General features: G+C 60.2%; 32 protein-coding genes and 1 pseudogene. 13 read left to right on the plus strand and 20 right to left on the minus strand.

The window, feature by feature from the left end:
• Positions 1 to 33 precede the first annotated feature (33 nt).
• The 5 genes from A5659_RS22230 to A5659_RS22250 form a co-directional block, all read right to left on the minus strand.
• Positions 34 to 804, minus strand: coding sequence for a DUF427 domain-containing protein (locus A5659_RS22230; protein WP_067184252.1), 771 nt, complete (start codon positions 802 to 804; stop codon positions 34 to 36).
• A gap of 7 nt (positions 805 to 811) precedes the next feature.
• The gene (locus A5659_RS22235; protein WP_067022617.1) at positions 812 to 1,084 is read right to left on the minus strand and encodes a DUF6295 family protein; all 273 of its coding nucleotides are present in this window, start codon (positions 1,082 to 1,084) and stop codon (positions 812 to 814) included.
• Between the two features lie 9 nt (positions 1,085 to 1,093).
• Positions 1,094 to 1,849 (minus strand): dienelactone hydrolase family protein, encoded by a 756-nt coding sequence (locus A5659_RS22240; protein ID WP_067184255.1) that lies wholly within the window; start codon positions 1,847 to 1,849, stop codon positions 1,094 to 1,096.
• 124 nt (positions 1,850 to 1,973) lie between these two features.
• On the minus strand, positions 1,974 to 2,780 hold the full coding sequence (locus tag A5659_RS22245; RefSeq protein WP_067184258.1) for a hypothetical protein: 807 nt from the start codon (positions 2,778 to 2,780) through the stop codon (positions 1,974 to 1,976).
• 151 nt (positions 2,781 to 2,931) lie between these two features.
• Positions 2,932 to 4,038 carry a helix-turn-helix transcriptional regulator gene (locus tag A5659_RS22250; RefSeq protein WP_067022622.1) on the minus strand — a complete coding sequence of 369 codons (1,107 nt, stop codon included), beginning with the start codon at positions 4,036 to 4,038 and terminating at the stop codon, positions 2,932 to 2,934.
• Positions 4,039 to 4,333: 295 nt separating this feature from the next.
• Between A5659_RS22250 and A5659_RS22255 the strand changes: the two genes are divergently transcribed.
• From A5659_RS22255 to A5659_RS22275, 7 genes are all read left to right on the plus strand, one after another.
• Positions 4,334 to 4,615 (plus strand): hypothetical protein, encoded by a 282-nt coding sequence (locus tag A5659_RS22255; protein ID WP_066860553.1) that lies wholly within the window; start codon positions 4,334 to 4,336, stop codon positions 4,613 to 4,615.
• A gap of 95 nt (positions 4,616 to 4,710) precedes the next feature.
• Positions 4,711 to 5,103, plus strand: coding sequence for a nuclear transport factor 2 family protein (locus tag A5659_RS22260; RefSeq protein WP_066876611.1), 393 nt, complete (start codon positions 4,711 to 4,713; stop codon positions 5,101 to 5,103).
• Between the two features lie 342 nt (positions 5,104 to 5,445).
• Positions 5,446 to 5,823, plus strand: coding sequence for a hypothetical protein (locus A5659_RS22265; RefSeq protein ID WP_067184261.1), 378 nt, complete (start codon positions 5,446 to 5,448; stop codon positions 5,821 to 5,823).
• A gap of 162 nt (positions 5,824 to 5,985) precedes the next feature.
• Positions 5,986 to 6,366 carry a hypothetical protein gene (locus A5659_RS27900; RefSeq protein ID WP_156749315.1) on the plus strand — a complete coding sequence of 127 codons (381 nt, stop codon included), beginning with the start codon at positions 5,986 to 5,988 and terminating at the stop codon, positions 6,364 to 6,366.
• A 25-nt stretch (positions 6,367 to 6,391) separates the two neighbouring features.
• Complete coding sequence (locus A5659_RS27905) at positions 6,392 to 6,550, plus strand: hypothetical protein (protein ID WP_156749316.1); 159 nt, start codon at positions 6,392 to 6,394, stop codon at positions 6,548 to 6,550.
• Positions 6,551 to 7,325: 775 nt separating this feature from the next.
• The gene (locus A5659_RS29030; protein ID WP_369829397.1) at positions 7,326 to 7,826 is read left to right on the plus strand and encodes an excisionase family DNA-binding protein; all 501 of its coding nucleotides are present in this window, start codon (positions 7,326 to 7,328) and stop codon (positions 7,824 to 7,826) included.
• A complete protein-coding gene (locus A5659_RS22275; protein ID WP_067184268.1) occupies positions 7,827 to 8,816 on the plus strand; it encodes a hypothetical protein in 990 nt (329 codons plus the stop codon). It abuts the gene before it with no gap.
• Positions 8,817 to 8,840: 24 nt separating this feature from the next.
• Here the strand turns inward: A5659_RS22275 and A5659_RS27340 are convergent, their stop codons facing one another.
• The 4 genes and pseudogenes from A5659_RS27340 to A5659_RS27350 all read right to left on the minus strand — a co-directional run bounded on the left by A5659_RS27340 (position 8,841) and on the right by A5659_RS27350 (position 11,155).
• Positions 8,841 to 9,182, minus strand: a complete 342-nt coding sequence (locus tag A5659_RS27340; RefSeq protein WP_082976153.1) for an AlpA family transcriptional regulator — start codon at positions 9,180 to 9,182, stop codon at positions 8,841 to 8,843.
• A gap of 603 nt (positions 9,183 to 9,785) precedes the next feature.
• Positions 9,786 to 10,073, minus strand: a pseudogene (locus tag A5659_RS28700) (XRE family transcriptional regulator); the annotation flags it as partial.
• Positions 10,070 to 10,468 carry a type II toxin-antitoxin system RelE/ParE family toxin gene (locus A5659_RS22285; RefSeq protein ID WP_197498142.1) on the minus strand — a complete coding sequence of 133 codons (399 nt, stop codon included), beginning with the start codon at positions 10,466 to 10,468 and terminating at the stop codon, positions 10,070 to 10,072. The gene A5659_RS22285 and the pseudogene A5659_RS28700, both read right to left, overlap by 4 nt.
• Positions 10,469 to 10,564: 96 nt before the next feature.
• Positions 10,565 to 11,155 (minus strand): recombinase family protein, encoded by a 591-nt coding sequence (locus A5659_RS27350; RefSeq protein WP_082976155.1) that lies wholly within the window; start codon positions 11,153 to 11,155, stop codon positions 10,565 to 10,567.
• Between the two features lie 301 nt (positions 11,156 to 11,456).
• Here A5659_RS27350 and A5659_RS22290 point away from each other — a divergent pair, with 301 nt between their 5' ends.
• The 6 genes from A5659_RS22290 (at position 11,457) to A5659_RS22320 (ending at position 20,181) form a co-directional block, all read left to right on the plus strand.
• Positions 11,457 to 14,324, plus strand: a complete 2,868-nt coding sequence (locus A5659_RS22290; protein ID WP_197498144.1) for an NACHT domain-containing NTPase — start codon at positions 11,457 to 11,459, stop codon at positions 14,322 to 14,324.
• Between the two features lie 1,344 nt (positions 14,325 to 15,668).
• Entirely contained in the window at positions 15,669 to 17,177 is a 1,509-nt protein-coding gene (locus A5659_RS22295; RefSeq protein ID WP_067184280.1) for a hypothetical protein, read from the plus strand.
• 356 nt (positions 17,178 to 17,533) lie between these two features.
• Positions 17,534 to 17,731, plus strand: coding sequence for a hypothetical protein (locus A5659_RS28705; protein ID WP_231997972.1), 198 nt, complete (start codon positions 17,534 to 17,536; stop codon positions 17,729 to 17,731).
• Positions 17,732 to 17,781: 50 nt separating this feature from the next.
• Positions 17,782 to 18,078 (plus strand): hypothetical protein, encoded by a 297-nt coding sequence (locus A5659_RS22305; protein ID WP_067184286.1) that lies wholly within the window; start codon positions 17,782 to 17,784, stop codon positions 18,076 to 18,078.
• Positions 18,079 to 18,279: 201 nt separating this feature from the next.
• The gene (locus A5659_RS22310; RefSeq protein ID WP_067184290.1) at positions 18,280 to 19,023 is read left to right on the plus strand and encodes a hypothetical protein; all 744 of its coding nucleotides are present in this window, start codon (positions 18,280 to 18,282) and stop codon (positions 19,021 to 19,023) included.
• Between the two features lie 627 nt (positions 19,024 to 19,650).
• On the plus strand, positions 19,651 to 20,181 hold the full coding sequence (locus A5659_RS22320; RefSeq protein WP_156749317.1) for a hypothetical protein: 531 nt from the start codon (positions 19,651 to 19,653) through the stop codon (positions 20,179 to 20,181).
• Positions 20,182 to 20,407: 226 nt separating this feature from the next.
• Here A5659_RS22320 and A5659_RS22325 read toward each other — a convergent pair whose 3' ends face one another.
• From A5659_RS22325 to A5659_RS27360, 11 genes are all read right to left on the minus strand, one after another.
• The gene (locus A5659_RS22325) at positions 20,408 to 20,887 is read right to left on the minus strand and encodes a hypothetical protein (protein ID WP_067184300.1); all 480 of its coding nucleotides are present in this window, start codon (positions 20,885 to 20,887) and stop codon (positions 20,408 to 20,410) included.
• The gene (locus A5659_RS22330; RefSeq protein ID WP_082976158.1) at positions 20,880 to 21,509 is read right to left on the minus strand and encodes a helix-turn-helix domain-containing protein; all 630 of its coding nucleotides are present in this window, start codon (positions 21,507 to 21,509) and stop codon (positions 20,880 to 20,882) included. Before A5659_RS22330 ends, A5659_RS22325 begins: the two co-directional genes overlap by 8 nt.
• Positions 21,490 to 22,053 carry a hypothetical protein gene (locus A5659_RS22335; RefSeq protein ID WP_156749318.1) on the minus strand — a complete coding sequence of 188 codons (564 nt, stop codon included), beginning with the start codon at positions 22,051 to 22,053 and terminating at the stop codon, positions 21,490 to 21,492. The genes A5659_RS22330 and A5659_RS22335 overlap by 20 nt, the downstream gene beginning before the upstream one ends.
• A 209-nt stretch (positions 22,054 to 22,262) precedes the next feature.
• Positions 22,263 to 23,096, minus strand: a complete 834-nt coding sequence (locus A5659_RS22340; RefSeq protein ID WP_156749319.1) for a hypothetical protein — start codon at positions 23,094 to 23,096, stop codon at positions 22,263 to 22,265.
• A gap of 451 nt (positions 23,097 to 23,547) precedes the next feature.
• A complete protein-coding gene (locus A5659_RS22345) occupies positions 23,548 to 24,000 on the minus strand; it encodes a hypothetical protein (RefSeq protein WP_067184315.1) in 453 nt (150 codons plus the stop codon).
• 209 nt (positions 24,001 to 24,209) lie between these two features.
• Positions 24,210 to 24,635 carry a hypothetical protein gene (locus A5659_RS22350; RefSeq protein WP_156749320.1) on the minus strand — a complete coding sequence of 142 codons (426 nt, stop codon included), beginning with the start codon at positions 24,633 to 24,635 and terminating at the stop codon, positions 24,210 to 24,212.
• A 124-nt stretch (positions 24,636 to 24,759) separates the two neighbouring features.
• Positions 24,760 to 25,125, minus strand: coding sequence for a hypothetical protein (locus A5659_RS22355; protein ID WP_067184322.1), 366 nt, complete (start codon positions 25,123 to 25,125; stop codon positions 24,760 to 24,762).
• Positions 25,118 to 25,411, minus strand: a complete 294-nt coding sequence (locus A5659_RS22360; protein ID WP_067184326.1) for a hypothetical protein — start codon at positions 25,409 to 25,411, stop codon at positions 25,118 to 25,120. Before A5659_RS22360 ends, A5659_RS22355 begins: the two co-directional genes overlap by 8 nt.
• A complete protein-coding gene (locus tag A5659_RS27910) occupies positions 25,408 to 26,034 on the minus strand; it encodes a hypothetical protein (RefSeq protein ID WP_156749321.1) in 627 nt (208 codons plus the stop codon). Before A5659_RS27910 ends, A5659_RS22360 begins: the two co-directional genes overlap by 4 nt.
• Positions 26,031 to 26,162 carry a hypothetical protein gene (locus A5659_RS28855; protein ID WP_255364657.1) on the minus strand — a complete coding sequence of 44 codons (132 nt, stop codon included), beginning with the start codon at positions 26,160 to 26,162 and terminating at the stop codon, positions 26,031 to 26,033. Before A5659_RS28855 ends, A5659_RS27910 begins: the two co-directional genes overlap by 4 nt.
• 253 nt (positions 26,163 to 26,415) lie before the next feature.
• Positions 26,416 to 26,610, minus strand: a complete 195-nt coding sequence (locus A5659_RS27360; protein WP_082976159.1) for an AlpA family transcriptional regulator — start codon at positions 26,608 to 26,610, stop codon at positions 26,416 to 26,418.
• Positions 26,611 to 26,755: the final 145 nt, after the last annotated feature.

The following is a 26,755-nucleotide window of genomic DNA, read 5'->3' on the forward strand; positions in this document are numbered from 1 at the left end:
TGGCGAGGAGGGAAAGATCACACCTTGCGCCGACTAGCTGAACTGCGTCTGCGGGCGAGCCAATCTGGCGCCGTCGACGGTGATGTCGAGTTTTTCGTTGTAGAACGCGATCAGACCGGCGATCTGCCCCACCGCCGGCAGCGGATAGTGGTAGGTCCACGCCAAGTCCTCGTGCAGGGCGTCGCCCACCCGTACCGACCAATAGCCCGACGTCACTCCCTTGTACGGGCACAGTGTCTGCGTCGCGCTGGGTTCCAGGTGCTCGAAGGCCACATCGGTAGGATCGATGTAATACCTTGTGGGCAAACCGGTTTCGAACAGCAAAACGGGAGAAGTGGTGTCGGCTAACGCAATTCCGTCGAGTTCGACCCGCACGTGGCGGTGCGAGCGTAAGGCGTCGACGCGTGCGTACGGGTTGCGCGGGTGACCGTAGATCGGCTCGTCTTCCTCGAACCAGCGCAACGGATTCCATTCGAAGCGCACGGTACCGGCCAACGCGCCGCCGCCGTCGGCGTCGAACACCCGCGCGGCGGACTCGTGCGTCTGGCCGGCACCCACCAGTGAGTACAGCCGGGACAGGCCGAATTGCACCTTCTGGGCGTGGTTTTCGTCGCGCAGGAACTCGGTGCGGACGTCGGCGAGCGGGATGTAGTACTGCGGGTAGTAAGGGACCTCCCACACGTACCGGGCGCCGGTGGTGTCGAAGACCAGCGCATCGCCGAGGTAACCGCGAACGCGCCGCGGGGCGGCTTCGATCCGGCCGCGGGCGGCAGCCATGTCGGGGTAGTCGCGTTCGGCGCTCATCGCTGACCTACTGGTCCTTGGAGGCCAGCCCGGCCGGTGCGTGGCCGATCGCTTTGTGGATGGCGTCGGCCAGCGCCAGCGCGCTCTCCTCGGTCAATTCCAGGGCCACCCGCGCCGACGGGCCGAGCTTCGGGTTGATCACGTCGATGTTGACGGTGTGGCCATAAGGCGCGTGGACGGGATGGTCGACGTACACCGTGGCGCGGCTGGCCCCGAACCATCCCGTTGCGCCCTTGCCGCTGCCGTCGATCTCGACGTGTTCGGTGAGATAGGTGCACATGGCAGACGCCTAGCCTTTCAGGTAGGTGGCGAAGAACTCATCGATGCGCCGCCAGCCGTCCACCGCGGCCTCCGGCCGGTACGCCGGACGGTCGACGGAGAAGAACGAATGGCCCGCACCCTCATAAGAGTGGAACTCGTGCGGCTTGCCGAGCTTGGTGAGTTTGGCGTCCAGGGTGGCGACGGCGGCGGGCGCCGGGAACCGGTCGTCGAGGCCGAACAGGCCCAGCAGCGGACAGCTGAGGTTGCCGGCCAGGTCAAGGATCGGCTTCATGGCCTTGGGCATGCCCTCGGGCGGGTCCTCGACGATGAACGCGCCGTAGCAGTCCACCGCCGCATCGAACGGCAGTGAGCAGGCGGCCAGGTAGGCGTGCCGTCCGCCCGAACAGTGCCCGATGACGCCGAACTTGTCGTTGGCGCCCGGCAGCGATCGCAGGTGCTCCACCGCGCCCGCGACGTCGCCGACCAATCGTTCGTCGGGCACCCCGCCCGCGGCCCGCGCCGCGGCGGCCGCGTCGTCGGGCGCGGCACCCGGGGCCTCCCGCGAGTAGAGGTTGGGCGCGACGGCGTTGTAGCCGCTGACGGCGAGCCGGCGGACGAACTCCTTGGTTTCGCGGTCGTATCCGGGCATGTGGTGGATCCACACGACGCCACCCCGCGATCCCTGCGCGAGCGGCACCGCCTGGTAGGCCTCGATCTCGTCGCCGCCGTGGCCGGTGATGGTGATGGTTTCCGCGCGCATGGCGTCCGCGCTGGGTGCGTTCATCGCGACTCCCTTTCTCCGCTCCGGCGGAGAACCCGTCATGGGGTGCCCTTGGCCGGACGCGGAGCGCGTGCCGCGGTTCGGGCCGCTCCGCCGAGAACCAACGTAGCCCAACCGCGGTGGGCGTTCAGTGCCGCTTGTCGCGCACCTTGTAGGTCGAGGGCCACGACTTGCGGGACTCGTCTCCGGTCAACGGGGTGCCCATCCCGCCGACCTTGACGGCGTAGGCCTCCTTGCCCGGGCCCACCTCGCGGTTGGCGTGCTCCTGGGCGAGGAAGTAGAGCTCGTCGATGGTGGCTTCGTCATAGGCGACGAACGAGGTTTCCCGTGCGACGTCGTCGATCCCGACCAGCATCCGGTCGGGCAGCAGTCGCGACGCCACCGCCGTGAGCCCCAGCAGCCCGAAGGGAATGATCCAGTAGCACAGGAAGAACAGCGGGGTCTTCGTGTCCAGCATCAGGGCGGCGGTGGTGCCGGCCGGGCCCGCGGGGCCTGCCAGGATCGACGGGAGCGCCGAGGACACCGTCATCGCCGCGAACGTCGCCACCCAGAGCCAGCTGAGGATCTTGACGATCCGGCCGAACAGCTCGGTTTTGATGATGTCGGGGGCCTGTTCGGCGGCGGCGAACTCGGCCACGAACGGCTTGCCGACCAGCACCCCGGTCAGCGTCACCAGGAAGATCCCGGCGTTGCTCAGCGGCAGTATCCACCGCTGCAGGAACGAGTCACTGAGCGCGAAGGTCAGCGCGGCGAGGACCAAAAGCACTGCGACGGAAGCGAAGTCAAAGAACTGCCACTTCCGGCCGGCCACGCCGCCGGCGCCCAGGCTGACAGCGGCGATCGCCAGCGCGACCAGCACGGCCGCCGCGAACGGGACGTTACCGACGAGTACCCAATACACGATCCACGGCGCGAGGCCGAACAGCATGCCCATGCTGGGTCAGTGTATGAGTGGCGGTTTGCGGCGTCGTCGGCGGCAGGCCCAAAACCTTGGTCCGCGATCGGCGGACCTGAGGGGACAGGGCGTGAGTCAAACGTCCTTGTTGGCGGCCAAATACGGTCGGGTGCACAGCGGGCCCGCGTGACTACGGACGTAGCACGAGTAGAAGGCGGACCAGCTGAGCTTGGCGGTGCGTGTCGGTTTTGTCGAAGACATGTTGCAGATGAGTGCGAACCGTCGTCACTGAGACCGACAGCTCCTGTGAAATTTCCTTCAAGCCCGCGCCATGCGCGATGCGCAAGGCAACGTCTGCCTCGGCATCGGTGAGGCGGTAGAGCCGCCGCAACAACACCGCAGGGGGTTCGGGCTCGTCCTCGGGGTCGATGATGAGAACCAAGGCCTTTGGCTTCCTCAGTGGCCCATCGGCATCACGGCAGTGGGATGGCAGCACATGGACGACATACGGCCGCTTACCGGAGGGGCGAATAGAGATGAGCGACCGCTCCGCCCGAATGGTGGAGCATCCGCCTCGAAGCGCGTCGTCTATGGCGCGATGCAGCTCTCGTTCAGTGTGCGCGCTCGTCGCAGCGATGCATCCTGACCGCATGCAAAACCCATCTCCGGCGCGGAAAATCCGTTCCGCAGCCGAATTCATTTCTTTAACTAAGTGTTCGCGGGAGACGACGACGACGATTCCGTGCCGGACAACCTCCAGTGCGTCCGCCAGCTCCGCAGTGGTGTGGCTAAGAGCGGCAAGCTTGTTTTGTGTGCGCACGGCCTGTTGCAGGTGTGGAACCAGGCCCCTCATCAACTTCACACGGTCAAACGTGTCGAACGACTCGGTGCGTCTCGGTGCCCCGACGATGAAACACGTCGGTGTGGGCCCACCCGTCAGCCGGACGAACATCCCGTCGCCAAGTTCGAGGGGATGCAACCACTCTTCGTAGAACTCCGACTTCGACACGAGCGGCATCAACTCCGTCCCCGTCCGTACCGCGGCGACCGGGCCTCGCCCGACGGCGGCAAGCACGTGATCGAAGCGGTGGTAGTACTCCACGTAGCTCTTGGCGGCGGCCGCGGGAAGGGTCGAATCGAGAACGGACCAGACCGTACTGTCTGCCAAAAACAACCCGCTGGCTGTCCCGTCCAGCGCGCGGCGAATCGAACCCAAGGCCGCCTCCCAGCGATCAGGAGTGACCGCCGCAGCGTAGATGCCAGCTATCAGGCGGGAGAAATCCTCGACAGTAACCACGGCCGGGGCTTCGATTCACCGGTTGGTATCCGCATCGATTCGCCTTCCTCGCTGTATACCTCCCGCAGGCTTCAGCAAAGGATAGTCGGATCCCGTTCGGATCGAAATGTCATCCATATAGATGAGGTGTTTGCCCACCTCATGATGCTTCCCTTGAAGTGTTCGATCCCTGTGACTCCCAGTCGGAGCCAGCAATCACCAGAAGGCATCCGCCATGTTGCACCTACTACCCAAGTCGCACTCCCCAGCCGGTCGGTCGGCGCTCGATGTCGAGCCAGCTCCGGCCGCGACGGGCATGCCGATCGACCGCCCGGATACCGGTCAAGCGACCACCGACGCCGCCCGAAACGCCTCGTCACCGGTTGTGATCAGCGAATCGGAGGTCTTGTTCAACACCGCAGTGGCCGCCGCAGCGGTGTCGCCGGCAATGATTCATCGTCACTGGTCTCGTGCAGCTTTCATATCAGCCATCGGCCATATCCACTTCAGACTGCCCGAGCCGCGGCCTGTCTATCCGCGGCGTTACACCAGCTATTTCGAGGATGGACGGATGTCTCGCATGATGGAGCACCTCTGACCAGGCAATGCGCGCTCTAGCGCGTTTCAGTCGGACGCTGGACCGGCCATGTCGGTCACGGCCGAAACATCGGACTATCACGAAAGGCAACGGGAATGTCAGAGCAAGAACAGAACATGAAGCTGATCAAGAAGGGGTACGAAGCCTTCAACGCTGGTGACGGCGATACGGTGATGAGCCTGTTCGATGAGAACGTCGAGTGGATCCAGCCGGGCGACAGCGCCATCAGCGGCACCTACCACGGCAAGCAGGAAATAGCAGAGCTGCTGGCCAAGATGAGTGAGAAGCAAGCTTCTGTCACGAGTGAGCGCATGCTCGCGGACGGCGACTTGGTAATCATGCTCGGCCAAACCACCGTGGCCGGCGAAACCACGGACGCAGCAACGGTATTCACCGTGCGCGACGGTCGCACCGTGCGGGTGCAGGCATACGGCGACACCGCGGCGCTGGAGCGCATCTTCGGCAAGAAGGTGGCGGCGACGGCCTGATCACCCGTCCCAGGCCTACTCTCCGACGAAGCAGCGGCCCGTGACCCGCTCGGGGGCGGGCCGACTGCTCTGGGTAATGGACAGCGACGTCCAGCCAATTTTTAGTGCCCCCAGTCGGACTCGAACCGACACTGGGCGGATTTTAAGTCCGCCTTTCTGAACGTTTGTCAGGTTGCTGAGACCGGGCTCCATGAGCAGATTAGCCCGTTACACAGGGATTTTGGGCACTTCACCCGTTGGTCACTTTTGGAAATCTTTGCGAGTTTCGGTGCTGTCTGTTTACAAGGTGTGTACCGTCAGTCGTACTCCACCAGCTTCCGGACCGACAGAGAGGGACCACCAATGACGACGCTCCCCGTCACCCGCTGCTTCATGTGCAATCAGGACGGCCACGACGCCAACCACTGCACCGAAGGGGCGATACCGATCGAGATGCCCGACTACGCAGAGACCTGGGACGGCACCGGGCCAGAGGGCCATCCCGGATTCAGAATCGTCTACAACGGGGACGCCGACCCCGCGGACGAGGTTGTCGTGTACGGCTTCCTAACTGAGAGTGGTGACCTTATCCGCGCTCAACTGCTGATGGGTGACTACCCGCTATCACCCAATGAGGCCAGAGAGCTAGCGGCAACCCTAGTCAAGGCTGCGGATGAACTTGAGAGGCTAGACCCGCTGTGGGTCACGACCGGCGACTTAAGCGCGTGTTCGGGTTTTTGATCGCCTTCGCATGCGGTGTGTTGGCGTTCGCTCTCATCTCGAATGCGAACTATGGCCCCAAGAAACCCAAGCGCCAGAAACCGCGCAAGCCAACCATTGAGGACGTGTGGTCGACTATCCGATCCGCTCAAAAAACAGTTGAGGATAGCTACGATCTGATCTATGGCAGACCCGGTGAATGAGACGGAACTTGGAATGGTGCCGGTCGAGGAAACCGCCAAGGTCGACACTCCTCAACCGCAACCCATTAATGCGTGGGCATCCGAGCTCGAGCCGGAGGATTACACACCTCAACAGCATTGGTTTAAACGCGGTACTCGGGTCGTGTTGCCAGCAATGCTCAGTGCAATCTTGGGCGCCGCTGCTGCAGTCACCGTTATGCACTTCACCGCGCCCAAGCGGATGGCCGCCACAAGTGTCGCTATTACGTCGGTTCAGAGCCCCGACGATCATCATTACCGCTCTGGCAGCAAAGGGCATCACCGCTGGCGTCGAGGGGTTACGCCAGAGGTACATGGAGATGGGCCGCCACACCTGCTTTAACCTCGCACCACCAGACACTCAGCCCATGAACCTCATCGAGGAGAGCATCATGGCCACCGAGAATGCTGATGTGCGGAACAACCCAGGCCCGTTTAGGCCAACATTTACCATTCCCGACGCGGAAGTTGTGGCTAAAAGCGCAGTAGCCGTCTACTGTCCGCAATTCTCGAATCTGGCGCACTGACAGCTACTGCTAATCGTGCGATGGCTATATTTGATTCTGTTCGAAACTTCTGCGCCGACTAGTTGGGGAAACCCGGCTTCGCGAGTGTGTCAGCCCTGGCGCGGTCGAAGGGGACCACCCCCAGGCAATGCACCATGGTTGCTGGGAGGCTCCACTACCTGCCCTGAGCTGCATAGATAGCTATTAACCGCATTTGCCTAGCTACCGTATTGCAATGGAGTTAGCTGGTGTTTCAGCCTCATGATTGTTGGGCCTAAACAGGCTGCTTGAGGGCTCGCGGATGGGACAAACTCCGTTATCGCTGGTCAAGCCCCTGGCGATATCGTTTGCCTGGTTAGCTATGGTCAGGTTCGCTACAACTGCTTCGAGTTGGCGGGCGGTCACGCGCACTCCGTATTCGCGCACCACTCGTCGGATTGTCTTTACGGGTTAGGAGGCCGTTCATCGAACCGCGAGAACAATAAGCCATGGTCGACGACACCCCGCAGTTCCGCAGTCAGCGCGGTCGGCTTGGGGCCTACACCTCATGGGCGATGACGGAGGACCGCGCGGCTCGCACTCTGCCGGCACGTCGGGCGATGCTGGATAGGTTCGAGAAGGAGGTCGACCCGGAGGGCAAGCTGACTACTCAGGAGCGTGCCAAGCGGGCCGAGTTTGCACGCAAGGCCTACTACCAAGGGCTAGCGATGAAGTCTGCGGCAGCACGTCAGCGACGAAAGCTGACCTGCAAAAAGTGCGGACAGCCAAAAGAAGCCCAAGCACCGATGTGCCCTGCATGTCTGCGCAGGCTGCGTGCGCGATGAGCCGCCGGTACATCAGCGTCGCCGAAGCCGCGGAGTATTTAGGGGTAAGCACAACGCTCGTGCGAAAGCTCATCACGGAGGGTGAGATTAGGGGCTACCGAATCGGCAGCTACGGGCGCCACCGCACGCTCAGGGTCGACCTCGATGAGATCGATGAGAAGCTCATGCAACCGATTGGATTTCACTGGAACGATCCCTCTGCAATGCCACGCAAACGCGAGAGGCGACAAGTTCCGGATCGGTCAAACGAGGTCAAAAGGGTCGAGGAATCAGCGGCGGTCAAGAAGATCGCCCAGCGGAGTTCGCGACCACCGAAGCGCTACTGCAAGTGCGGGCACACCGATGCGGGTCACGGCCTCAAAACAACCATCGCACCCGGCACTATCAACCCACCCAAGATTGGTGTGTGCTGGACATGCGGGTGTAAGCAGTTTGTCGAAGACCCCGGGGGCCGACCGAAAAAGGGGCAGTAAATGACCGTGGTTGAACGCAAGCTTCCAGGCAAACCCATCCCCCGCGAAGAAGCTATCCGTGAGTACGAGCGCTGGCGCTGGGCCAATGTGAAGGAAGGCCCCGGACAAGCTGCGATCTTCGCCCTGCTCACCCCCAAGCCCGAGGAGATATTCCGGTGGCGCATCCAGCTGGACTGCGGCTGCATACGCGAGGTGCAAACTCATGGTGATGATGTTCAAGAACTGCTGGCGCAATCGGATAGCTACCACTTCACCTCGGTAAAAGCGTCAGAACGGGAGCGTAAACAGGCAAACGAGCGGTTCAACGCAGAGTGGCGAGAGGACCGTGAGGCTGAAGCCGCCGGCGAAGATCCACCGGTTAGGCCAAAACGCCCCAGTCTGAACGGCAAGGAAAAGCTGCCGCCTAGTCAGTGGTTGTGCGAATACAACAGCGAGTGCCCAAGGTACAGGTGGTGGGGCGGCGGTCCCGTCCGCGACATCGTCGAGTGGATCAGGCGTCGTGACCAACCACGGATTTCCGAGCCAGTGGAGATCGACGGCGAGATGATCGGGTCCAGGAAAGAGTATGCCGTCTGGGAGGTGTTGCTCAGTTGTGGGCACTACGACCAGGAATGGGTCGATGATCTCGACTGGAAGCCCGAAGACGGCATCGGCCACAAAGAGCCTGGCGAGAAGGGGTTCTTGCCGCTCGATGAGTTTCTCGCCGAGATCGTTAAGGACAGGGAGCAGGACGACGAGCAGTTCTGGCGTCGCGTATATGCCGAGAACCATCCCAACCCCAGGCCGTTTGCCCAGTGCAAGACCTGCGGCAACCTGCGATCCATGGTGGCCTACGAGCGTGTCGGATTCCTGGCGCCCATGCCGAAGCCGATCAAGTCTGTCAAGCCCAAACCGAAGCCCCGCAAAACCTTGGAGCGGCGGTTGCAGAAACTGGAAGCCGAAGCCGCGGCGTTACGGGAAGAGTTGAAGAGTCGTCCGTCTGATGAGTGACGCGGACTGCTAAATGACCGGGGACTAACCCCGCCTGCGGGCTTCGTCCAGCCATTTCTCTACATCAGCGCGCCGGTACTTCACTTGCCGACCGAGCCTGAATGATTGGGGTCCGGTACCGGCATATCGGAAGTATCGAAGGGTGCCGGCTGGGATCTTCGTTATCGCCGAGACTTCGGCTGTTGTGAGGATTTCGTCGTACCGATCTGGGCTAGAGGCTGTCGCGCCGGGTGTAAGCAGGCTTTCCGCGATGGAAAGCAGCGCGTAGGTGCTTGCGAGCTTCCATGGCGAGGTATGTACTTCGTCGATCCGGTCCGCTGCTTTAACCGCCCTGCTGTACCAGTTCACGGATGCTGCTTTCACCATGGGCTAAGCGAACGAGCCAGCTTCCCTAGCGGTCCAAGCTCTCGATAAGCCGGTGTGACACTTCGGACCAAGACCTATATCAGCGCCCTCTTCACAACTACCCAGACAGTCGGGCACGAAGACCGCGGTTAACTTGGCCGTGCCAACTTGGTATGCATGAGCGAACCACCAGTCGATCTGGCCGCCACATCGAGGGCATTTCCGTTCCCAGTTACGGTGATCGATCCCCATGTACTGCGGCATGCACTCAACCTACCGCTGCGGACCCGAGAATTGTCTGTACTGCGCTTTAGGCTCCACCGCTGCGGCCTACTACTTGCCCTTTTTTTTGGCCTGGGCCAAGTTGCTTGCGGCGACGCTCTTTTGCGCTCTCGTCGACCTGGGATTAGCTAGGAGCTTGGCAGCTCGACTCACGTCCTTTTTGCTTCTTTGCACGCGAGACGTTTCCCCGCGACTCTTGGACAGCTGTCCACGAGGATGCCCGCTGCGATCGTAAGCGGGAGGGGCGACATCGGCGGGGCCGTTATCTTGCACGCTCGGGACCGGCCCGGACGCCGATACATCGTCTGGACTCTCGCGGAGGGGGCTGGCGATCTCTACCAGAGTCCCATCCCCGACATCCACCGCTATACGCAAGCGTCCGCCAAGCGCTTCGATGTAGCGGCGAAGAGTGTCGACTTTGATGTGCTCGATGTCGCCGCGCTCGATGTTTGACACACGGTTCTGAGCGATTTTTAGGGTTCCCGCCAAGTCCGTCTGAGTAATGTTCATCGCCTCCCGTAACTCGCGTAACCGGTATGCGTGAAGTTCTTGAAGCAGCCGCGCCTTGTGCGCCTCGACGGCCCCACGGTTTGGGGGACGCTTGCGTCGGAACTCTTGGAGGGTAGTCATCGTTTCGTCCCGCGCTTCCTTTGCTTTCCCTGCTTCTTCTGTTCTTCCTCTAAGGCCTCAAGGTGCTGGTCGAAGAGGTCATCCGCAATAGCAATGTTTTCGTCGTACCATCTCGACCAGTCACCGGCCTTGTCGCCTCCGACAAGCATCACAGCGACCCGCTGAGTATCGAACGCAAACAACACTCTGATCTTCTGAGCGCCCGTGCTACCCGGCCTAAGCTCTTTCATGTTGTTGTGGCGCGAGCTGGTGATCTTCTTAACCAACGGCTCCCTCAACGCAGGACCGACATTCTCAAGGATTTCCATCGCCGCAATCGCGAGGTCGTAGCTATCGTCGTCAAGTTGGCTCAGCCAGTCGGTGATCAGGTCTACGTCGACCGTCCACGTCACCAACCAATAATATAACTTATCGGTTATAACTTCTAGGCTGAAGCTGCTGGTCCGTGGTAAGACGCGAGCTCGCTTGTCCCTGGTGGGGACACTGGCCGGTTAAGACGGGCCGCACTCGGCAAGGACTCGGTAAACCGTTGCGCGACTCACCCCGAGGGCCGTCGCGATCGTGCCAGCCGATTCACCCGCCGCGTGCATCCGCTGCGCAAGCGCGGCTTTGGAGGCATCGAGCGCTCTGGGTCGACCAATCGCCTGACCACGCGCCCGACGTGCTTCACGAGCTGCCGAACGCCGCTCACGACCAAGCTCGAGTTCAAGTTCCGCCAGGCTGGCCAGAACGCCAGCCACCATACGACCCGTCGCGTTTGACGTATCAATACCTTCGCGCAGTGAGCGGAGCACGATGTCACGCTCCCCTAATTCGCGAATCGTCGTCATCACCTCAGCAGCGTTGCGCCCGAGCCGGTCTATACCAACCACCACGATCGCGTCGCCTGGGCGGGCGTAGTCCAACAAAGCCGCTAGACCTGGGCGCTGCTCACGTGTTGAGGTTCCTGACAGCTTGTCCTGATAGATCCGCTCTGGATCGACGCCGGCCGCGGTAAGAGCGTCCAGTTGTTGATCAAGGGACTGGTGACCCGTGGAGACGCGGGCATACCCGATCTGAACACCTGTGGCAGTCGAAGTCATGGCTTAAGTATGTCTCAAAAGTCTCAGAAGCACAAGTATTGAGACAAGTGTTTTGAGGCAACTTATGAGACAGCGCGACGTGGAAGTTTGGATACAGCAGAGAGACCTACCCCGACCGTCTCATTACTAAAGAAATGAGACACATCACGACTCCGTTGCCACCAGCTAGTATGTCGCCATCCGCTTAGTCAGCCCGGCCAGAGTCAGTCAGCCGACCGATCGGGCCCGGGGAGTCGGCTGGGCGCGACACGCGATTTTAAGGCAGTAGATGGTGTCAGATGGCGACAGTACGATCCGAGTCGTGCCCGAGCCTCTTGCGACAACTACGGCTGCTTTGAAGGCGGCCGGAGCGGCTGCTGGAGTGGCAAAGTCCGCTGTCGGTGGTTTCCAGTTAGCCCGCAAAAAGTTCCGACTACTTGGCACCTTTGATCCGCAGTGGATTCAATTCGCCAGCGCGGAAAACGACGAACTTGACCTCAGTGTGAGGGACGTCCAAGGAATTGAGAAATTTCTCGCGTCACCGGACATGGAGCCCGTCCTCGCTTTGTTTGCCATATCTGAACTTAGCAAACGTAACACGGCCGAGCAAGATGCAGACGTGGACAACGCAGTTGAAATAGCCGTCACTAATCAAGCGAAACGTTGGATAGCGGATCACGGCGGGGAGTGGCAAGAGAAGATTCCGCAAGTAATCCTTCGCTTGAAGCAGATTTTCGACGGAAGTTTCGCGAATATAGATGTGTCTGATTTTGCGACCGAAATCGATGAGTTCTCAACCTTCATTTCGACCCCAGTTCTTGTCACTAAATCACCGCAGCAAAACGTAGGCTATCTTGAGCGTCTCATTCGCTGCATGACAGATCTCCAAACGCTGGTAGCGGCGATGGCCAAGGCGCGTGAGTTAGCAAATGCAATTGGAAGTCTCAACCTGCCGCCGATCCTGACGCATACCGAAATTGAAGGGTCGTTGGACTTCGAAAAACTTTACGTGGGGCGACCGTTTAGGAAATCTGGAACCACGACGGCGGTCATGCCTGAAACGTTGTCGCCCACCACGAGTCCGTTCCGAGTAGTCCTCATGGGGAATCCGGGAGCCGGCAAATCGACATTCGTTCGTCATTACAAGAAGGTGACTTGTGAGTCGAGTCCGGTACCAGTTGTAGAGATTTCCTGCCGGAGGTATGCGAAGTCGACTTGGCATAAGTCTGTTGTCGATTTTGCAATCGAAAGCATACAAGCCGACCACGGCATCCGTATTGACTCTGATGACTTTGAGCGAATGTTGCTCCTTGGCCGCGTCTGTCTGGTGTTTGACGGGCTAGACGAAATAACTGAGCGGCAAAAGCGAGCCGAAATGTCGGCCAGGATAGAAAGCATCGCAAACCAGTACCCGGTCTGCTCTATTCTGGTGACAACTCGGATCTTGGGCTATGAACAAGCAAAGCTTCCTGAAGTACTTTTTAGTCATCTAGAGCTGGATGAGTTCAATGATGAGCAGTTCCGTGAGTACTGCCGAAACTGGTTTCGTCTCAAAGACCGCAACGACCTAGTTCAGAGTTTCTTGGCCGACTCCGACTCGGTCACGGATTTGCGCTACAACCCACTGATGCTTTCCCTCCTCTGTGCGCTCTATCGAGAGCACGGGGCTATTCCTACCGACCGCCGCGATGTCTATCGGCAATGCGCGGATCTATTGTTCCGCCGCTGGGATGCGCATCGCCAAGTAGAACATGATTCCTCCATGCCGAAGTACGCCGAACGGCTGATGCAGGAGATCGCTTACTGGGTTTATAGTTCGACAGCCGCACAGGCGGGTATCGAGGAAGCGCAACTCGTCAAGATTTTGGCCCACTTCCTCAGGGATCGTGGAGGCTACGATCCAGGGGACGCCGAAAACGCCTCCAAAGACTTCGTCAATTTTTGCGCAGGACGCGCGTGGCTCCTGGGTAGTTTTGGTAGCAACAAGCGTGGACAACGTATTTTCTCTTTCACGCACCGGACGTTTCTCGAGTATTTTGCGGCGGAGGCGCTGACTCGCCGTGCTGAAAACGAGATCGAAGTCCTTGAGAAAATCAAAGCCGCATTCGACAAGGACCGTACCTCGGTAGTGCCCGAATTAATGGTGCAGGCGTTTGATTTCAGAAAAGACAACGGGGGCCCGCTTGTATTGAGCGAAATGCTCAAGGGTGGCGCTTCAGGACTGTTGCTCTTGCGGCTCATGACGGGTGTCAACGTTTCCGGCGATCTCCGTAAGCGTGTCCTCAATCGCGTATTGCGTGATGCCGTCGATCGCGGTTTCGACACTGACGAATTCGATTTGGTGCTTAATCTCAACCCGCAGGCGCGTGAACAATTCATCTCCCTTTTCTTGGAGCCGAGCGCCGCAACGGCGCACCCGACCGTCGCTCTGCTTATTTGCTCGCACTGGGCGGGAAGGGTGCTGAGGGGGACCACTGGGAGGCTAATAGAGATCTGGGACGAGCCGATACGAGCCGCTGCGCTGGCAATTCGCGATGGCGGTGATTGGGCGCCAGATCCCGCGATAGCCAATTGGCTGACCCTCAAGAGCATAGATGCCGATTATCAGTGGCTAGGTTGGGATGCATTGATTTGCCCCACCCAATCTGGATACGCGAGCGGGTTTCTGTGGCGAGCGATGCTGCGACGATTCGCTAAAGGCGGCGATCTACCTACGAACGAGGCGATCGAAAATGCCTTTGCCGTCGCATTTTCGCGCCTGAAGTCCGGTGCGCGGATTCCGGAAACGTCCATCGAAGCGTTCAATTACTCTCTCATCGCGGAGTCTTCGAGATTTGCCCTGCCCCATTTTTATCGACGCGGTTGGAAATACCCGGACTCTCCCAGCGATTCGGATAACTTGCTGAGGCAAATTCTGCTTTGGGTGTTGTGCGCCAGCCGAGAAATCCGGCCAAGATACACCTTCAACGAGCGCCTAGATGAGGGGCTCATTGATTTTTGGCCAGGTGATTTCGAAGCTGCGGTCAAACTTCGTAACAGAATCGCGTCAACACAGGATAAGAGGAGAGATCCCGGAGCGCCGCTGACCGAAGTTGAAGCCGACGAGGCCAAGAGGTTTCTCTCGTCGGCGCCAATCTGGCTGCGGAAGTGGTTCTACAACGAGGCATCTTTCGTTCGGTTAGGGCGCTGAGCCCGTTTCCGCTCGCAGCAGGAAACGCGTCGCATCCGTCAGGTTAGCCCGAGCTACGTGAGCCTAGAGTGGTACCGCGTGAAGGAATCCGCAATAGCACCCGCTCCCCTTCGGTGGAGGAGTGGCGCATTCGCAGCGCAAGCAGCGCGGTGTATCTGTTCAGCCATGGTCGAGGTCACCGCCTGAACCGTTGGCGCCACCGGAGGCAAGGACAGCATCCGGGCACGGTCGGCATCAAGGAAGTCGATTGGACGGCCACCCAAAGACCCGGACTACGTCGGTTGCCAGGGCGGATTCGTGTCGCCTACTACGGGCCCGGGGATGAGGAGGCACGGTTTTTGTGCCGGTTTTCGGGCCCGCAAGCATGAGGCGCACCATGCGTGGCTAGGCCGGGTTGATTGACGGCGGTTGGTCGACTGGGGTGAATGTTTGCGCGTACGCGTCGTTGGTCATGCCGTACAGCCCGAGTTGTCCGCGATCAACCAGTCGCCTGGGTTGACGGTTTCGGCGTCGCCCACGCCATTTGGCTTCACGGGGGTGATCCGGCACATCGTCACGGGGTCGCTGTCGGGCGGCTTGCGCCGTAGCACCTCGATCTTGACGTTGGACGACAGGCCGGCCTCGACGGCTTCCCAGATGGCTAGGAATATCTTCCAGCCGGCCGGCAGGCCGTATTCGGCCTGACGGTTCGTGGATGCGGACGCGGATCATCGGGGTTCCGGCCCCACTAGGAGAATCCAAGTAGCAGTTGTTACAGCGGTAGTTACAGCTCGCGCGGCACCTACTACCCGGGTGGGTACGTTCCGGACTACTACTCGGACACTGAAACTTACCCGGTTAGACCCGATACTTTCGCGAGTGAATACAACGCTCGACGTGCAGCTGAGAACGTGCGGGACAATGCTGGCGGAGCTACCGGCCCCTAGGCTGCGAATCGTGGCGAGGGTCGTCTAAGCCGGGACAGCTGATTCCATCGGGGTAGCCCGGACATTGCCGATCCCAACCGGCTGGCGAACGCGCAGGACGGCCACCAACGTAACCCGCAGCTGTGCTCTGCCTCAAATAGTTGGTGAAGTGCGTCTCAAGCCGTCCACCCATAACCTGCTTATCCATGCGGGATATCGAGACCATCGACGGGGAACTCAGGCTAGTCACCCGCGCGTGGCGGGTGGCTCGTCAACTCTGTGACCGCACTCCAAGTACCACCCTGATCGATCAGCTCCTCGACGAGCGGACGGCAGCGAGGTGCTGCGCAATATCGTCCGGAACTGGCGTGAGCGGGTAGCACCATAGGTAGCGTCATAGCTGATCGGAAGCACAGATTGCGGGTTGGCAGACGGTGCGATGCAACTAATCGAGCTAAGCATTGGCGATCTCATCGCCAGAGCTGGCGGTGACCCATGGGCGATCAACCAGAGCTTGCAGGCCGGTAGCCCTTTTCAGATCTCTCAACTGGCAGAGGCTTTCCATGCTGCCGGCCGATGCTCCACCGCAGCCCAAGAAGAATTCGAACAGGCCCGCAAGCGCTTCGACATGGCCTGGAATCACCAGAACGGTGATCACCCGATCAACGGCTCCGCTGAAGTGCAGCGGTTGACGAAATCCCTTGGCTTGCAGACAGAACAGCTGCCGAAGATCGGCAATGATCTGGAAAACATCGCCAGCATGCTGGCTGCCGCGCAGAAAGAGGGCGCCGCAGAGATCGCCACACTGGAAAAGCAGTTGCAGTTGCTCGACAAACTCATTGTGGCGGCGAAGAAAGACCTACAGGACCCCGCCCTCGATGCGAAAAGCCGCCACGCGCTCGAAACGTTGATCGATGACGCTAAAGCTGACGCCGCAGACGACACCCGAGATGCTCTCAAACAGATGACGTCCATCCGCGACACATACACGAGATCGCTACGTCAAGCGCAGGCGAACGGAAATCTAACTCCGCAAGACGCTGCTCTCGTCTCCGAGTTCAAGCCCGCCGGCTTCGGGGACGGCCAGGGGCCGCCACCCAGCGACCCGAGAATCACCGGACCGGCCTCCCCGCCTCAACGCGAGCAGAGCGTCTACGACTTACAAGACCAGTTTCAAGACGGCCAAGGCCCAACCTTCGGGGGTGATCCTCGAGACAAAAACCCGGATGGCTCACCAACAAACTTCCCGCGTAGTCCAGCTTCCCAGCAGGCGCAGGGGCCAGAGGGCACCCGACCGCTGCCGACGGGAACGGCGCTTGGGCCAGACGGCCACCGATACGCGTTTTTCAGCAACCCAGATGGCAGTGTTCAACCCGGCATCAACGAATACGCGACCAACGGGTCGGTGTGGGATTTCACTGACCCCAATCACCCCGTCAAACTCGGTGAATTGCCTGGGATATACCAAGCCAGCGGAACCTATGATGCCGCCAACAATCGGATGGTGATCATCGGTAACACCAGCAACAAGACGGGCGATCTCTCGCGCGGCATGTGGGTATCCGGCCCTATCGACCCGGCCAAGCCGAATAGCTGGATGAATTCTTTACAGCGGGTTGGCAATGTCAGCCTCCCCGGTGATCGCGAAAGCCAACTGATCTCACTCAAAGGTGGCGGGTTTGCCTTTGTCGGCTCGACCAACGAAGGCCCAGTCCAAGCCATATCCGCCGCCACCCCAGAAGGGTTAATGAACGCCACTCCCGTAACCCTCATCAGGGCTACGGATCTTCCCAGCGTGTACGGGCCGACCGTCACCGGCACGTCCCTCGATCCGGTGACCGGATTGGAGACAATTCAGCTGCGAGTAAGCACTTGGCCGTTCGACCCGGCACATCCGGGTTACTACGACCCGAGCACATGGACGAGCACCTTCGGCGTCCAACATTAGAGAGGCGGCGGCGTGTGTTCAGCAGGATAGCGACAGCGGTCATAATCGCAATCTTCACGACTGCAACAGTGGGCTGTTCCCGCGGTACACCCGGCGTTGCGACGGCTACGCCGCCGAAATTCCCCGATATCAACGCTTTTCAGCCAGTGGACCCCGCCCGCTACACAATCGGATTCGGCCGCGGTGGTGGTGGCGTCTTTTTCGCTACCCCTGACGGACTGCAATGCGGGTGGGCTTCGCTAGCCAATGGGCCGCAGGACCACGTGAGTGCTGGTTGCTCCGGACCAATACCCGGCCTGCCGGAAGGTGCTCCCCGTGGGCGATACGGCTGCCAATCAGTCGGAACGGCAAGCTCGATGCCCTCGGACCTGAGCCCCTACGGTTTTTTCGACGGCACGTGCCCGGCCATCACTTCACCGCTGCTCAACGTCGGCCAGAAAATTACTGCAGCAAACACCACCTGCCTGGTGGGCGCAGACCGGCTGACCGCTTGCATCGATCCCATTTTGAACCGGGGATTCGTCCTACAATCCTCCGGCTCGTGGACCTTCTAGACGAAGTCGTACACCTAGCAAACTAGCAACGCCAATGTAGAATTTGTCTCGTGGCTTTCACCCGCAGACTGACGCTGGCAGCAGTTATTTGCGCCTTGTCGTTCGCCTTCGCGCCTGTAGCAGCGGCCGACCCCAACTCCCCGTCGTACCTGCAAGGTAAACAAGCCATCGATGAGCAGATTCAGCACTACCACGTGCAGTTAAGTGCTGACACCGATTGGAACCAGTACTGCCAGAAAGTGCTTCAGAGCGATCTGAAAAGCGGGAAGATAGCCCAAGTGGACTCCGGGCCAGACTTCATAGCCGGCTGCCAAGACGAGGGCCGCGCACTTCTCGCGTCGCATTAGCGAGAACCGGGGTGCCTTCCGCTCACTGAACTGCGGAGCACGCTCGGATTCGTTCAGCACGACGCCTGTCGTGGGTAAGGCGCGCACCCCAGGTGGCTGGCCTAACAAGCACGCATAGTCGCGAATACTGCGGCGCATTTCCCGGACAGGTGTCCCTACCCGGTGCGAATATGCAATGAGGAATCAAACAGGAGACCCGCGATGGCCCGCACCGACGACCAAGACGACGAGCAGCCCTTAACCAAGGCTGCCGCCGAGGCGGACGAGACCGAGATCGGGGCGGCCCCGGCCGCCGATGAGACTGAGCTAGTACCGCCCCTCACGGTCGCCGGGTCCGAGTTCGCGTGGTCCGACGAGGAGGGCGACGCCGGAGGCGATTACTCGTGGGGACGCACTGCAGAGCGCGCCAGCATCATCGTCATCGCCGGTGCCGCAGTCGCTGTCGCAGTCGGTCTGTTGATATGGCTTGGGTTCCATCTCCACGATCAGACCAAGCCGACACCAGTCCCGGAAGCCACACGGCCTGCCACGATCGTTCCGGAGGCACTGCCGAAGGTCACCGCGGCGCCGCCATCGACGGTGACGGTCATACCCCCGGCGCCCGCGCCGGCAACAGTCACGGTGCAAGCCCTGCCGCCACCAGCACCCACGGTCAAACCAGGTCCGGTGCTCCCGCCCCCTGGCGGCACCCATGTTTTCACCATCTGCCCGGATGGGCATGAAGGTGTCGTCGGCGACCACACCAGTTGTGCGTTCGCGGCGAACGTACGCCAAGTCTTTTACGCCTCCGGCATGGCTGGGAGCTTCACCGCGTTCTCACCAGTTACTGGTGATGGCTACGAAATGACATGCGCCGGCAGATATCCGGCATATTTCAGCGACGGGTCGACGAAGGTATCGACGCGCTGCTTTGGCGGCGACAACGCCGAAGTCGTCATCTGGTGACGTCCTAACCCGTCGCTTGGCACTCGGGCCAGTTGGTCGGAGCGAATTAGCCGAAACAGGCAATCAAGGTGTGCCGGCGTCGAATTGGTGCCAAGATCAAGCGGCCGCATTGATCCGCAGGGGGCGTCGTGAATCTCATAAATCCAACCAAAATATTGGTGCCGCTCGGGGTGGCCGCCTTCATCGCGGGCCTGGTCATCGGGTACTCGCCGATAACGCTCATCTCCTCCGCCAACGTCGGTTGCGGTTCGGCATTCGACCCCGGCACTGGCACGCTCAACAACGATGTCCAGGTGGCATGCGCGCCCATACTCTCCGAAAAAGACAGTTGGGCGACAGCTCTGATATTCGTGGGAGTCGGCCTGCTGGCCAGCGCAATGTTTTCCGCTCGCCAATTCCCAGTTCGTACACCCCGGTTACTGGGGTACCCGCCGCCCGTATCACCTCCGCAAGCCCCAGAGTCTCGGCCGCCACAGGCGTGGCCACCACAGCCGTCTCACAGGGGCCCCTTTCCCAACCAGCCTCCGGGCGGGAGCTAGGGCTATGACTGGGCCTCGACCGGCTGCGGTTGTCGTGATTAGCGCTGGGCTGTCCCTGGTGCCCTACGTCGGGGGTGCCTTGTCAACGGTGTACGACGCGGTGGATGAGCGCCGGCGATACCGGATCGAGTCGACTGCCCGGGAGATAGCGGCGGCGGTGGGCGAGGAGAGGATGCTAGCTCGCCTGACGGAGGATCCTCGCCTGGAGCCGCTCATCGGCAATGCTTTGGACGCTGCCGCCCGAACCGGTTTCGAGGCAAAGCGGCGGCTATTGGGCAGAGCGGTCGCAAATGCACTACTGGATGAGGCCGCTGTCGACCTGGGCGTACTCAAGGTTGCCGCCTTGTCCCAGTTGGAGCCCGTGCATGTTCGCGCTCTCGTCGCGCTCGAGCTAGCCGTGGAACGCTGTGAAGACAACAGTCGTGGACCAGTCGAGGAATTCAATAAGGCCCAGCCGGTGCCCATTCACGCCACCCTGCAGAACACGGGTGTTGTCATGCCGGCGACGGGCTATTTCGGGACAGGCATCGGGGCGTACGACCTCAGCCCATTCGGCCGCGAGCTGCTTGCAGAACTGCGAGCCGTTGCCGATGAAGAATTCGAACGTCTCGTGGAGTGATTCAGCCTTTGACCAGAGGTTTTAGTCTGATCCATCGCCCACCAAGCCGAAACTTTTCGGGCTGTACGTAAAAAAGTTGACGGCCTGGCGGTCGCTTCGAGACCCCCCGGTCGAATAGTTTCGGGGGTGGGGGCGGATGGTCTGGTTTTGCGCAGGTCAGGTGGGGTGACCATGGTTGTCAGGGCCATGCCATGGTGCGATGGCCGACGTCCGAGCCTGCCTCTCGTTACTGCGCTGGCTCCTCGGGGGGCGCCTGCCGCTCGAGTTTGACGTCGCCCGGCCGCAGAAGTCGGAGGAGTGGAGCTTTTCGGCCGATCTTTGCGGCGCTGTCTGAGATCGATGCACGGAGGTAGGGGTAGACGGCCATCACACCCACGCGTTGTACGAACTCGGTGACGGTCCGCTCATCGATCTCGACCGGGCGTGACAATGCGAATACGGCGGTGGCGTCCGAGATGTAGTTCCCTCCGGCGCCAGTCACGTTGATATTGCATCGCACGGCGATGCTTTCAGTGGTCAGCTGTGAGCTGATCTGCATGGCGAACCTGGCCAGTTCTTCTTCGTCGCCGGCGTCCTCGTTCTCGGTCCGTTTGGCCGAGACCTCGTTAAAGACCACCGACTTGATGTCGGTGAGCTGAAGGAGTGAGCCGATGTCGGTGATTACTTCGCCCGAAGTGGCCTGATCGCTCGACGAGTCGTCACTCATGGAGGCAGTAGGTTGTGAACTCGGTGTCTAGGTCTACGCGGCCCGATGGCCCCTCGACCTCGTGAGTCATCGTGCGGGGCTCGCACGTCGTCGCCATCAAGTCGTCCACGGATCCCCCCGTGTACAAAAACACGCTGCTCCAAATTTCGGCAGGGTGGTGCTGCTTGAGGCCAGCCTCCGAAACGATGCACGCGTCTCCTACGCGCACGAACCCTGACTCTGGCGCCGAATAGGCGATGTCTAGGAAGCGCGTCGGCGACTCGAGTGCTGCGTTGGCCGCCGGGAGGGCCCGCTGCCGCGGCGGGCGGCGGGCGGGAAGTTCCGTCGGTCCACCTTCTACGGGTCGCGCCGCGATTGTCGCTTCGTAGCCAAGCGCCCGCAGGTAGCGCGCGACGGCGGCTATCCGAAGGTTGCCGTCGCCGTTGAGTACCTGGGAGACACGGCCTTGTGTTACGCCGAGCTTCTCGGCTAGATCTTTCTGGTCCATTCCCGAGGCGGCCAGGGCCGCGTGGAGAACGCGGCTCACTTGCCCGGCGAGGTCTGCGGCGGCCAAGCCTTGGGCGCCGGCGTCTGTCGCTTCGACTTCCTCGACGAGGCTCACTTCAAGCTGTTGTTCGGTCATGCGCTAGGTCCTCCTCTCGTACATCTGTCGTTTGTTCAAGGTCGTACTCCGGTGTGGCTTGGGTGACTTTCGGGAATGCGTGCCCGAGGCGAATCCAGTGGTCGAAGTACGGAATCTGCCAATAATCGCTATTTGGTGCCTCCGCGTCGCGGTGGTCGAGTATCCGCAGCTTCGGGGTGTACCCACCTGCGCCGTCAGTGTCGTAAAAGCTCAATCGCTTCTTGGCTCGCTTGAATTCCCAGACACCGTCGTCCAGGTCGTTGACTGCGCCGGGGTGTACCGGTTCTCCGGTACTCGCCCAGTGCCTGATCGCGTTGAGGAACCAGTGCCAGTCGCTGATCTGTTCGTCGTCAGGTAGTTCCTCGGCGTCGGGGTCTGGCTCCCACATGCCGGTTTTCAGGGCATCGAGAAACTCACCCGCGGGGCAGCCCGTCTTGTCTGCCCGCACAGCGCAATGGACATCGTGGAACTCTCCCCTCGCGATAAGCCGTCGCTCTATACGATGACTATCCACTTTAGTCAACGCTAAAGCCTCCGGTTTCATCAGTCCATTCTGGTGTGATTTACGTCACACGGGTGCAAGCGGATGCGTCTATTGACGACCACCATAAGTTCTAAGGGCTTATCGACCCATCTACCCATCCGATTCCGCAACTGAAACACCCACAACCGTGCTGGCCCCGGCAGGCCAGAGGGCTGGACATTGGTGTCGCGGCCCGCTGACCCGATCGCAGCGTCGGGGTCAAGACCGCGCTAATTGTCGTAGGGAAACACATTGCGCCAGCCGTCTGGTTGGCTCCACAGGAGCACTCGCCGCGAGAATTCAGGTGCCAGCCACAGGTGGCTGATGTGCGCCGGAACGGGCGGTGGTTCGCGAGGGATCGCGTCATCGAACATGAGTACCGAGGAAATTCTGAACGGGAGAGCGCTGCCGTGAAGCGGGATGAAGAGGTGGTGTTCGTCGGCATCGGCCCTGGCGAGTTTCTGAAAATGACCCGGGATGTGTGGGCGTTCGAATGCGGTGCCCAGCTCCTGAGCAAAGCCTGATAACGAGTCGTCAATGAAGCCGGCGCGAGCGGCCGGCGTGACCATTGCGCCCAGCTTCTGCATGGCGCTCGCGAGTTGCTCTGGGTGGCCGACCATGCTGCATGAAGAATCCTCTATAAGCCACTGCAGGTCTGGATCCGCGTCGGGCGTCCACGCAAGCGGATGCTGGGAGGGATAGGCGGTGGCCGCCGATTCGCAGATCAGAATGATTTTCTGGTAGCACTGCTTGAGCCGACGTAGGTCTTGCGGCGAGCCGACCTCGATACTCCAAAACCACTCACCGGGCAGTGGCCACCGGTGGTGGTCTCGGGCAAGCAAGCTAGCTGTTTCAAGCGCGCCATCGGCCGCTAGGTTTGTCACCTCGAATGCCGCCCGGCGCCCGTCTTTAAGTGTCAGCATGACGTCGACGACGCCTTGACGGGCGCCGACATCCCAAGCCTCTGCGGCGGCGACTTCGAGTGTTCGGATAGCGATTAAACAAGCCGCCTGCTCTTGCCTCGGCAAGTCAGCTATTCCAATTAGCACCGGCTGTTCAGCCACGCCGTGGAAGCCTAGTTAATGACGCGCCCGGGCCGAGCGGCCACGGCGAAATCCATGGCGGTCTGCAGATTTCGAGCGCCCGTGGTACCTCAACGCTCTGAAAACATGACGGGGCGGTGACCAGCACACGCGGGGCGCTACGTCACTGCCACGGTCGCAGAATCAACCGCTACCCGTTGCAGAACTGCGAACCGCACTGCAGTGGTATCTCGCCGCAGCCCGTCATCATAGCGGCGCTGCAGGCAAGCATCATGGCGACGAGGATTCGGGTGAGACGAGACATGATGACAGCTCCGTTTCTGTCCGTGCTGGAAGCGTTGCCCGGAGTCGTTATTGTACGTGTGTTAGTTCGTCGCGCATAAGCCCTCTTCCGGGCAACCGCGAGAATCGGGACCCCGACCGCGCCCCAGGCAGCCGGGCCGACTGGATGGACGCCTTGCATCTGGGCCAGTCAGTGGGCAATCAGAGGTACGACAATCCCGCCCCAGTTGGTGCTCGACGCCATGGGTGCGTTAAAGACTGATGCTGCTTGCCAGAGCGCATCGCCCACCACGCACGAACGCGAGTTGCCGCTGATATTGGCTGCCCAGCGCTGGTTCTGGTTGTAACCGGTGAAATTGGCGTAGCCGCCGAATATCTGGAAGAACCCGCTGCGAGCATCACCGCCGGTCGCGGATTGGCTGGCTGGTGATGTGCTGCCGCTGACATCAACTGCTGTCCCGAGTGAAACCACCCCGGCGTAACTCATTGAGTTGGCGGTGAGGGCGTAGCTGTAGCTGCCGGTGAAGCTGACGGCGACGGTCTGGTTGCCTTTGGGTGGGTTAAACGCCCCAAAAACCGTGAGCTGCCCGGAGCTGTTGACGCCATTGGAGTAGTACTGATATTGGGTTGCCACCTGTGCCATCGCGGAGCCACCGAGGCTTGCGGTCAGGGTGCCTGGACCGGACGCGAAGGTTGAAACCAACCAGGACAAGGCTTGCGCCGCCGCCTACCGGGTGTATCCACGAACCACTCGTGCCGAATTGAGCGCCGGGTCCGACGGCGTCAGGCAATACTCGAGGGACTGGCGGAGGATGGTGTATCGCGGACATCATCGGGTACCCGCGACCGAATCTAGACATGAGTTACCGCATCCGCGCGCTCAAGCAGGTAGTTCCAGTGGCCTGCGTCGTCACGCCCTTGTACCAGCATCAGCAGTGTTCCCAGCGGGTATTTGGACGCAGCTTCTATCGCATCGGATGCGACTTCGCGGGCCAACGATTCGAGCGGTTCGCCGAAGGTTTCGTCATCGTGCCCGCTGTTCCCGAAGGTGTTGAGGCAGGCACTGATTAGGTCATCCTCTCGAACGTGCACCTCGCGGACCATGAGCATGGTCGTCCGTTCGTTCCATGGGCAGATGCCGGGGACCACAATTAGCTCGCCGCTGACAGTCCACTGAAAGAAATCGTGATCGGCCTCGGTCGGCTGATGCACAGTGAACATCCTCATGATGCTTACTGGTTCTCCAATTTGCGTGACAACTTCCGGTACAAAATCCACGCCAAATCCGTCATGAGATTCACCCGAGTGATATCGGATCTCTCGAAGTCGAAAACAACATCTAGAACGCCGCGGCTCGGATGTCCAACGACCTCAACGGAACACGGGTAAAGATCCGTCTGACTCATGGCTGATACGGCAACACGGAGTAGAGGGCGTTGCGTAGGTCGTGATGGCCGGCATACGGATTCCGGGACTTCCTGCCCCACTCATCTGCGGACATGTAATCCACATTCGAGCCGACATCGCACACGTATCGATCGTCCTTCATGCCACCGATGTAGGTCCTGCTGTAGACCTCGCTGGACATGAGACCAGGGTGCGGATCGCCCTTGCGTTCACGGCCTGCAATGCTTGCCCGGAACACAGTCTCGACCTTCTGCCCGTACTCCCCGACGATCTTCCCCATGTCGTCGCTGACCAAAAGCTCTGTGAGAGCCGGGTTGGGATAGGGAAAGATTTCTATCTCTAGCTCGTGTTCGTCAGCCATGGCGTCTCGGTGGTATGGCTCGCTCGAGTACGTAGAACATGGTGTCCCTTAGATCTTCCAGCCGGCCGAGTTGGCTGGCTTCGTCGGCGATGTTTTGCGCCCAGCGCACCGCAGCGTTCCAATAGTGACCCTTCCACTCTTTGCGAAGCAGTGACCAATAGATGCCACTATTGTCGTCAGTCGCGGCGAGGACCATTCTCACTGCCAGGACTGCTTGCTTGTCATTCAACTTCCTTGCACCGATTATCTCCCGAAAGTGGTCGGTGTCGATATTGATCGTGCTCATACCTCAATCCTATCGGGAATTGCCGTATCGTATTCAGGATCGAACGGCGGTTCTGCGAGGTGCCAATTGTCCTCTAAAGTCCTCGGATTATGGCCTTGACCTGCAATGTCGTAAATATCGTCAGACCTGTCGAAATTCTCGTCAAAAAGGCGCCTGTGATCTGCGCGTTCGCGAATTACTCTTAGATTCTCTTCATGGGTAACCTGTAGCCCAACATCATTCGAGGCATAGGCTTTGCGCTGACTAGTTGAGCGTCCTCCGCACTTCTTGCATGGTGCGTTGCGTCCTTTGAGGTTGATATAAAAGGCCCGGGAGGAGAGGATAAGACACCTATTAACGTCGGAGTCCGGTTCGAATAGTTCGTTTCGAATGTTTCGTTGGCAGGCAGCGAGAAGGCTGGTACGCGGCGCGGCTACCCACACTCCGTTTTTCATCCTGCCGAGGAGCTGCGCTACTTCACCGCGTTCGACTGGGGTGTGTAAGTTGTGTTTGGTGCGCGCCATCGCCAGCGAGTAAAGTCGCTCGTCCAGGTTTAATCTCTCATAGTCGCCTATGCGATTCTCGTGGAATCTGCTGAACGTCATAACGAACGGTTCGCGAGCAGTGAGGAACATTGCACTCACCGCGCTCCCAATTCCCTGATCAGCAGAGCGCGGATATACCGCTGCCGGCTGGTGGCTTCGCGTTCGGCCTGCTCGCGCAGCTTTTCATCCAGCCAGTCAGGCAGGTTCATAAACAGCGTTGATTCCATCTAAATGCTCCGAAAAGAATTCGCAGAATGCGAGTGAGAATAGGAAAACTGATGTTCCTAATATGATTTTAACACGGAATGCCGAGTGGAGGTATACGAGGAAACCCTCAGCGCCCGCGTCGCGGGTTAAGATATAAAGACACAAGCAAATCCTTATCGTGGAGCTCACCATGCCAGTTGCTCCCCGCATACCGTTTCAGCTCAAGATTGAACTCGCCTATGCCTCGGATGATGACCGTGGCGAACCCCGGACTCACCCAACACCCCCTACCGAACTCGTGGCTTTCTGATCGGTTTCCCACTGCTTGAGGTCGGTCAGGTCATAAAAGACTCGCCGCCCACCCAGGCGGTAGCTTTTCGGCCCCGCTCCCGCATGTCGCCACCATCTCAATGTGGCCTCTGGAAGCTTCAAGTATTTAGCCGCCTCCGCGGTCGTGAGCCGTTCCATTTGCACCCTTTGCCGGTCATCGGTGGCACAAGTTCGCCACTCCCTACCAACAATCTTAAAGATGATTGCCGCTTCAACATTTTCGAGACGATCGATCGATCCGGCAATACGTCTTACAATGCACAGGATCACAGGCTAAGAGGCT

The sequence above is a fragment of the Mycobacterium sp. 1165196.3 genome, assembly GCF_001673415.1.
GTDB classification, from domain to species: domain Bacteria; phylum Actinomycetota; class Actinomycetes; order Mycobacteriales; family Mycobacteriaceae; genus Mycobacterium; species Mycobacterium europaeum_A.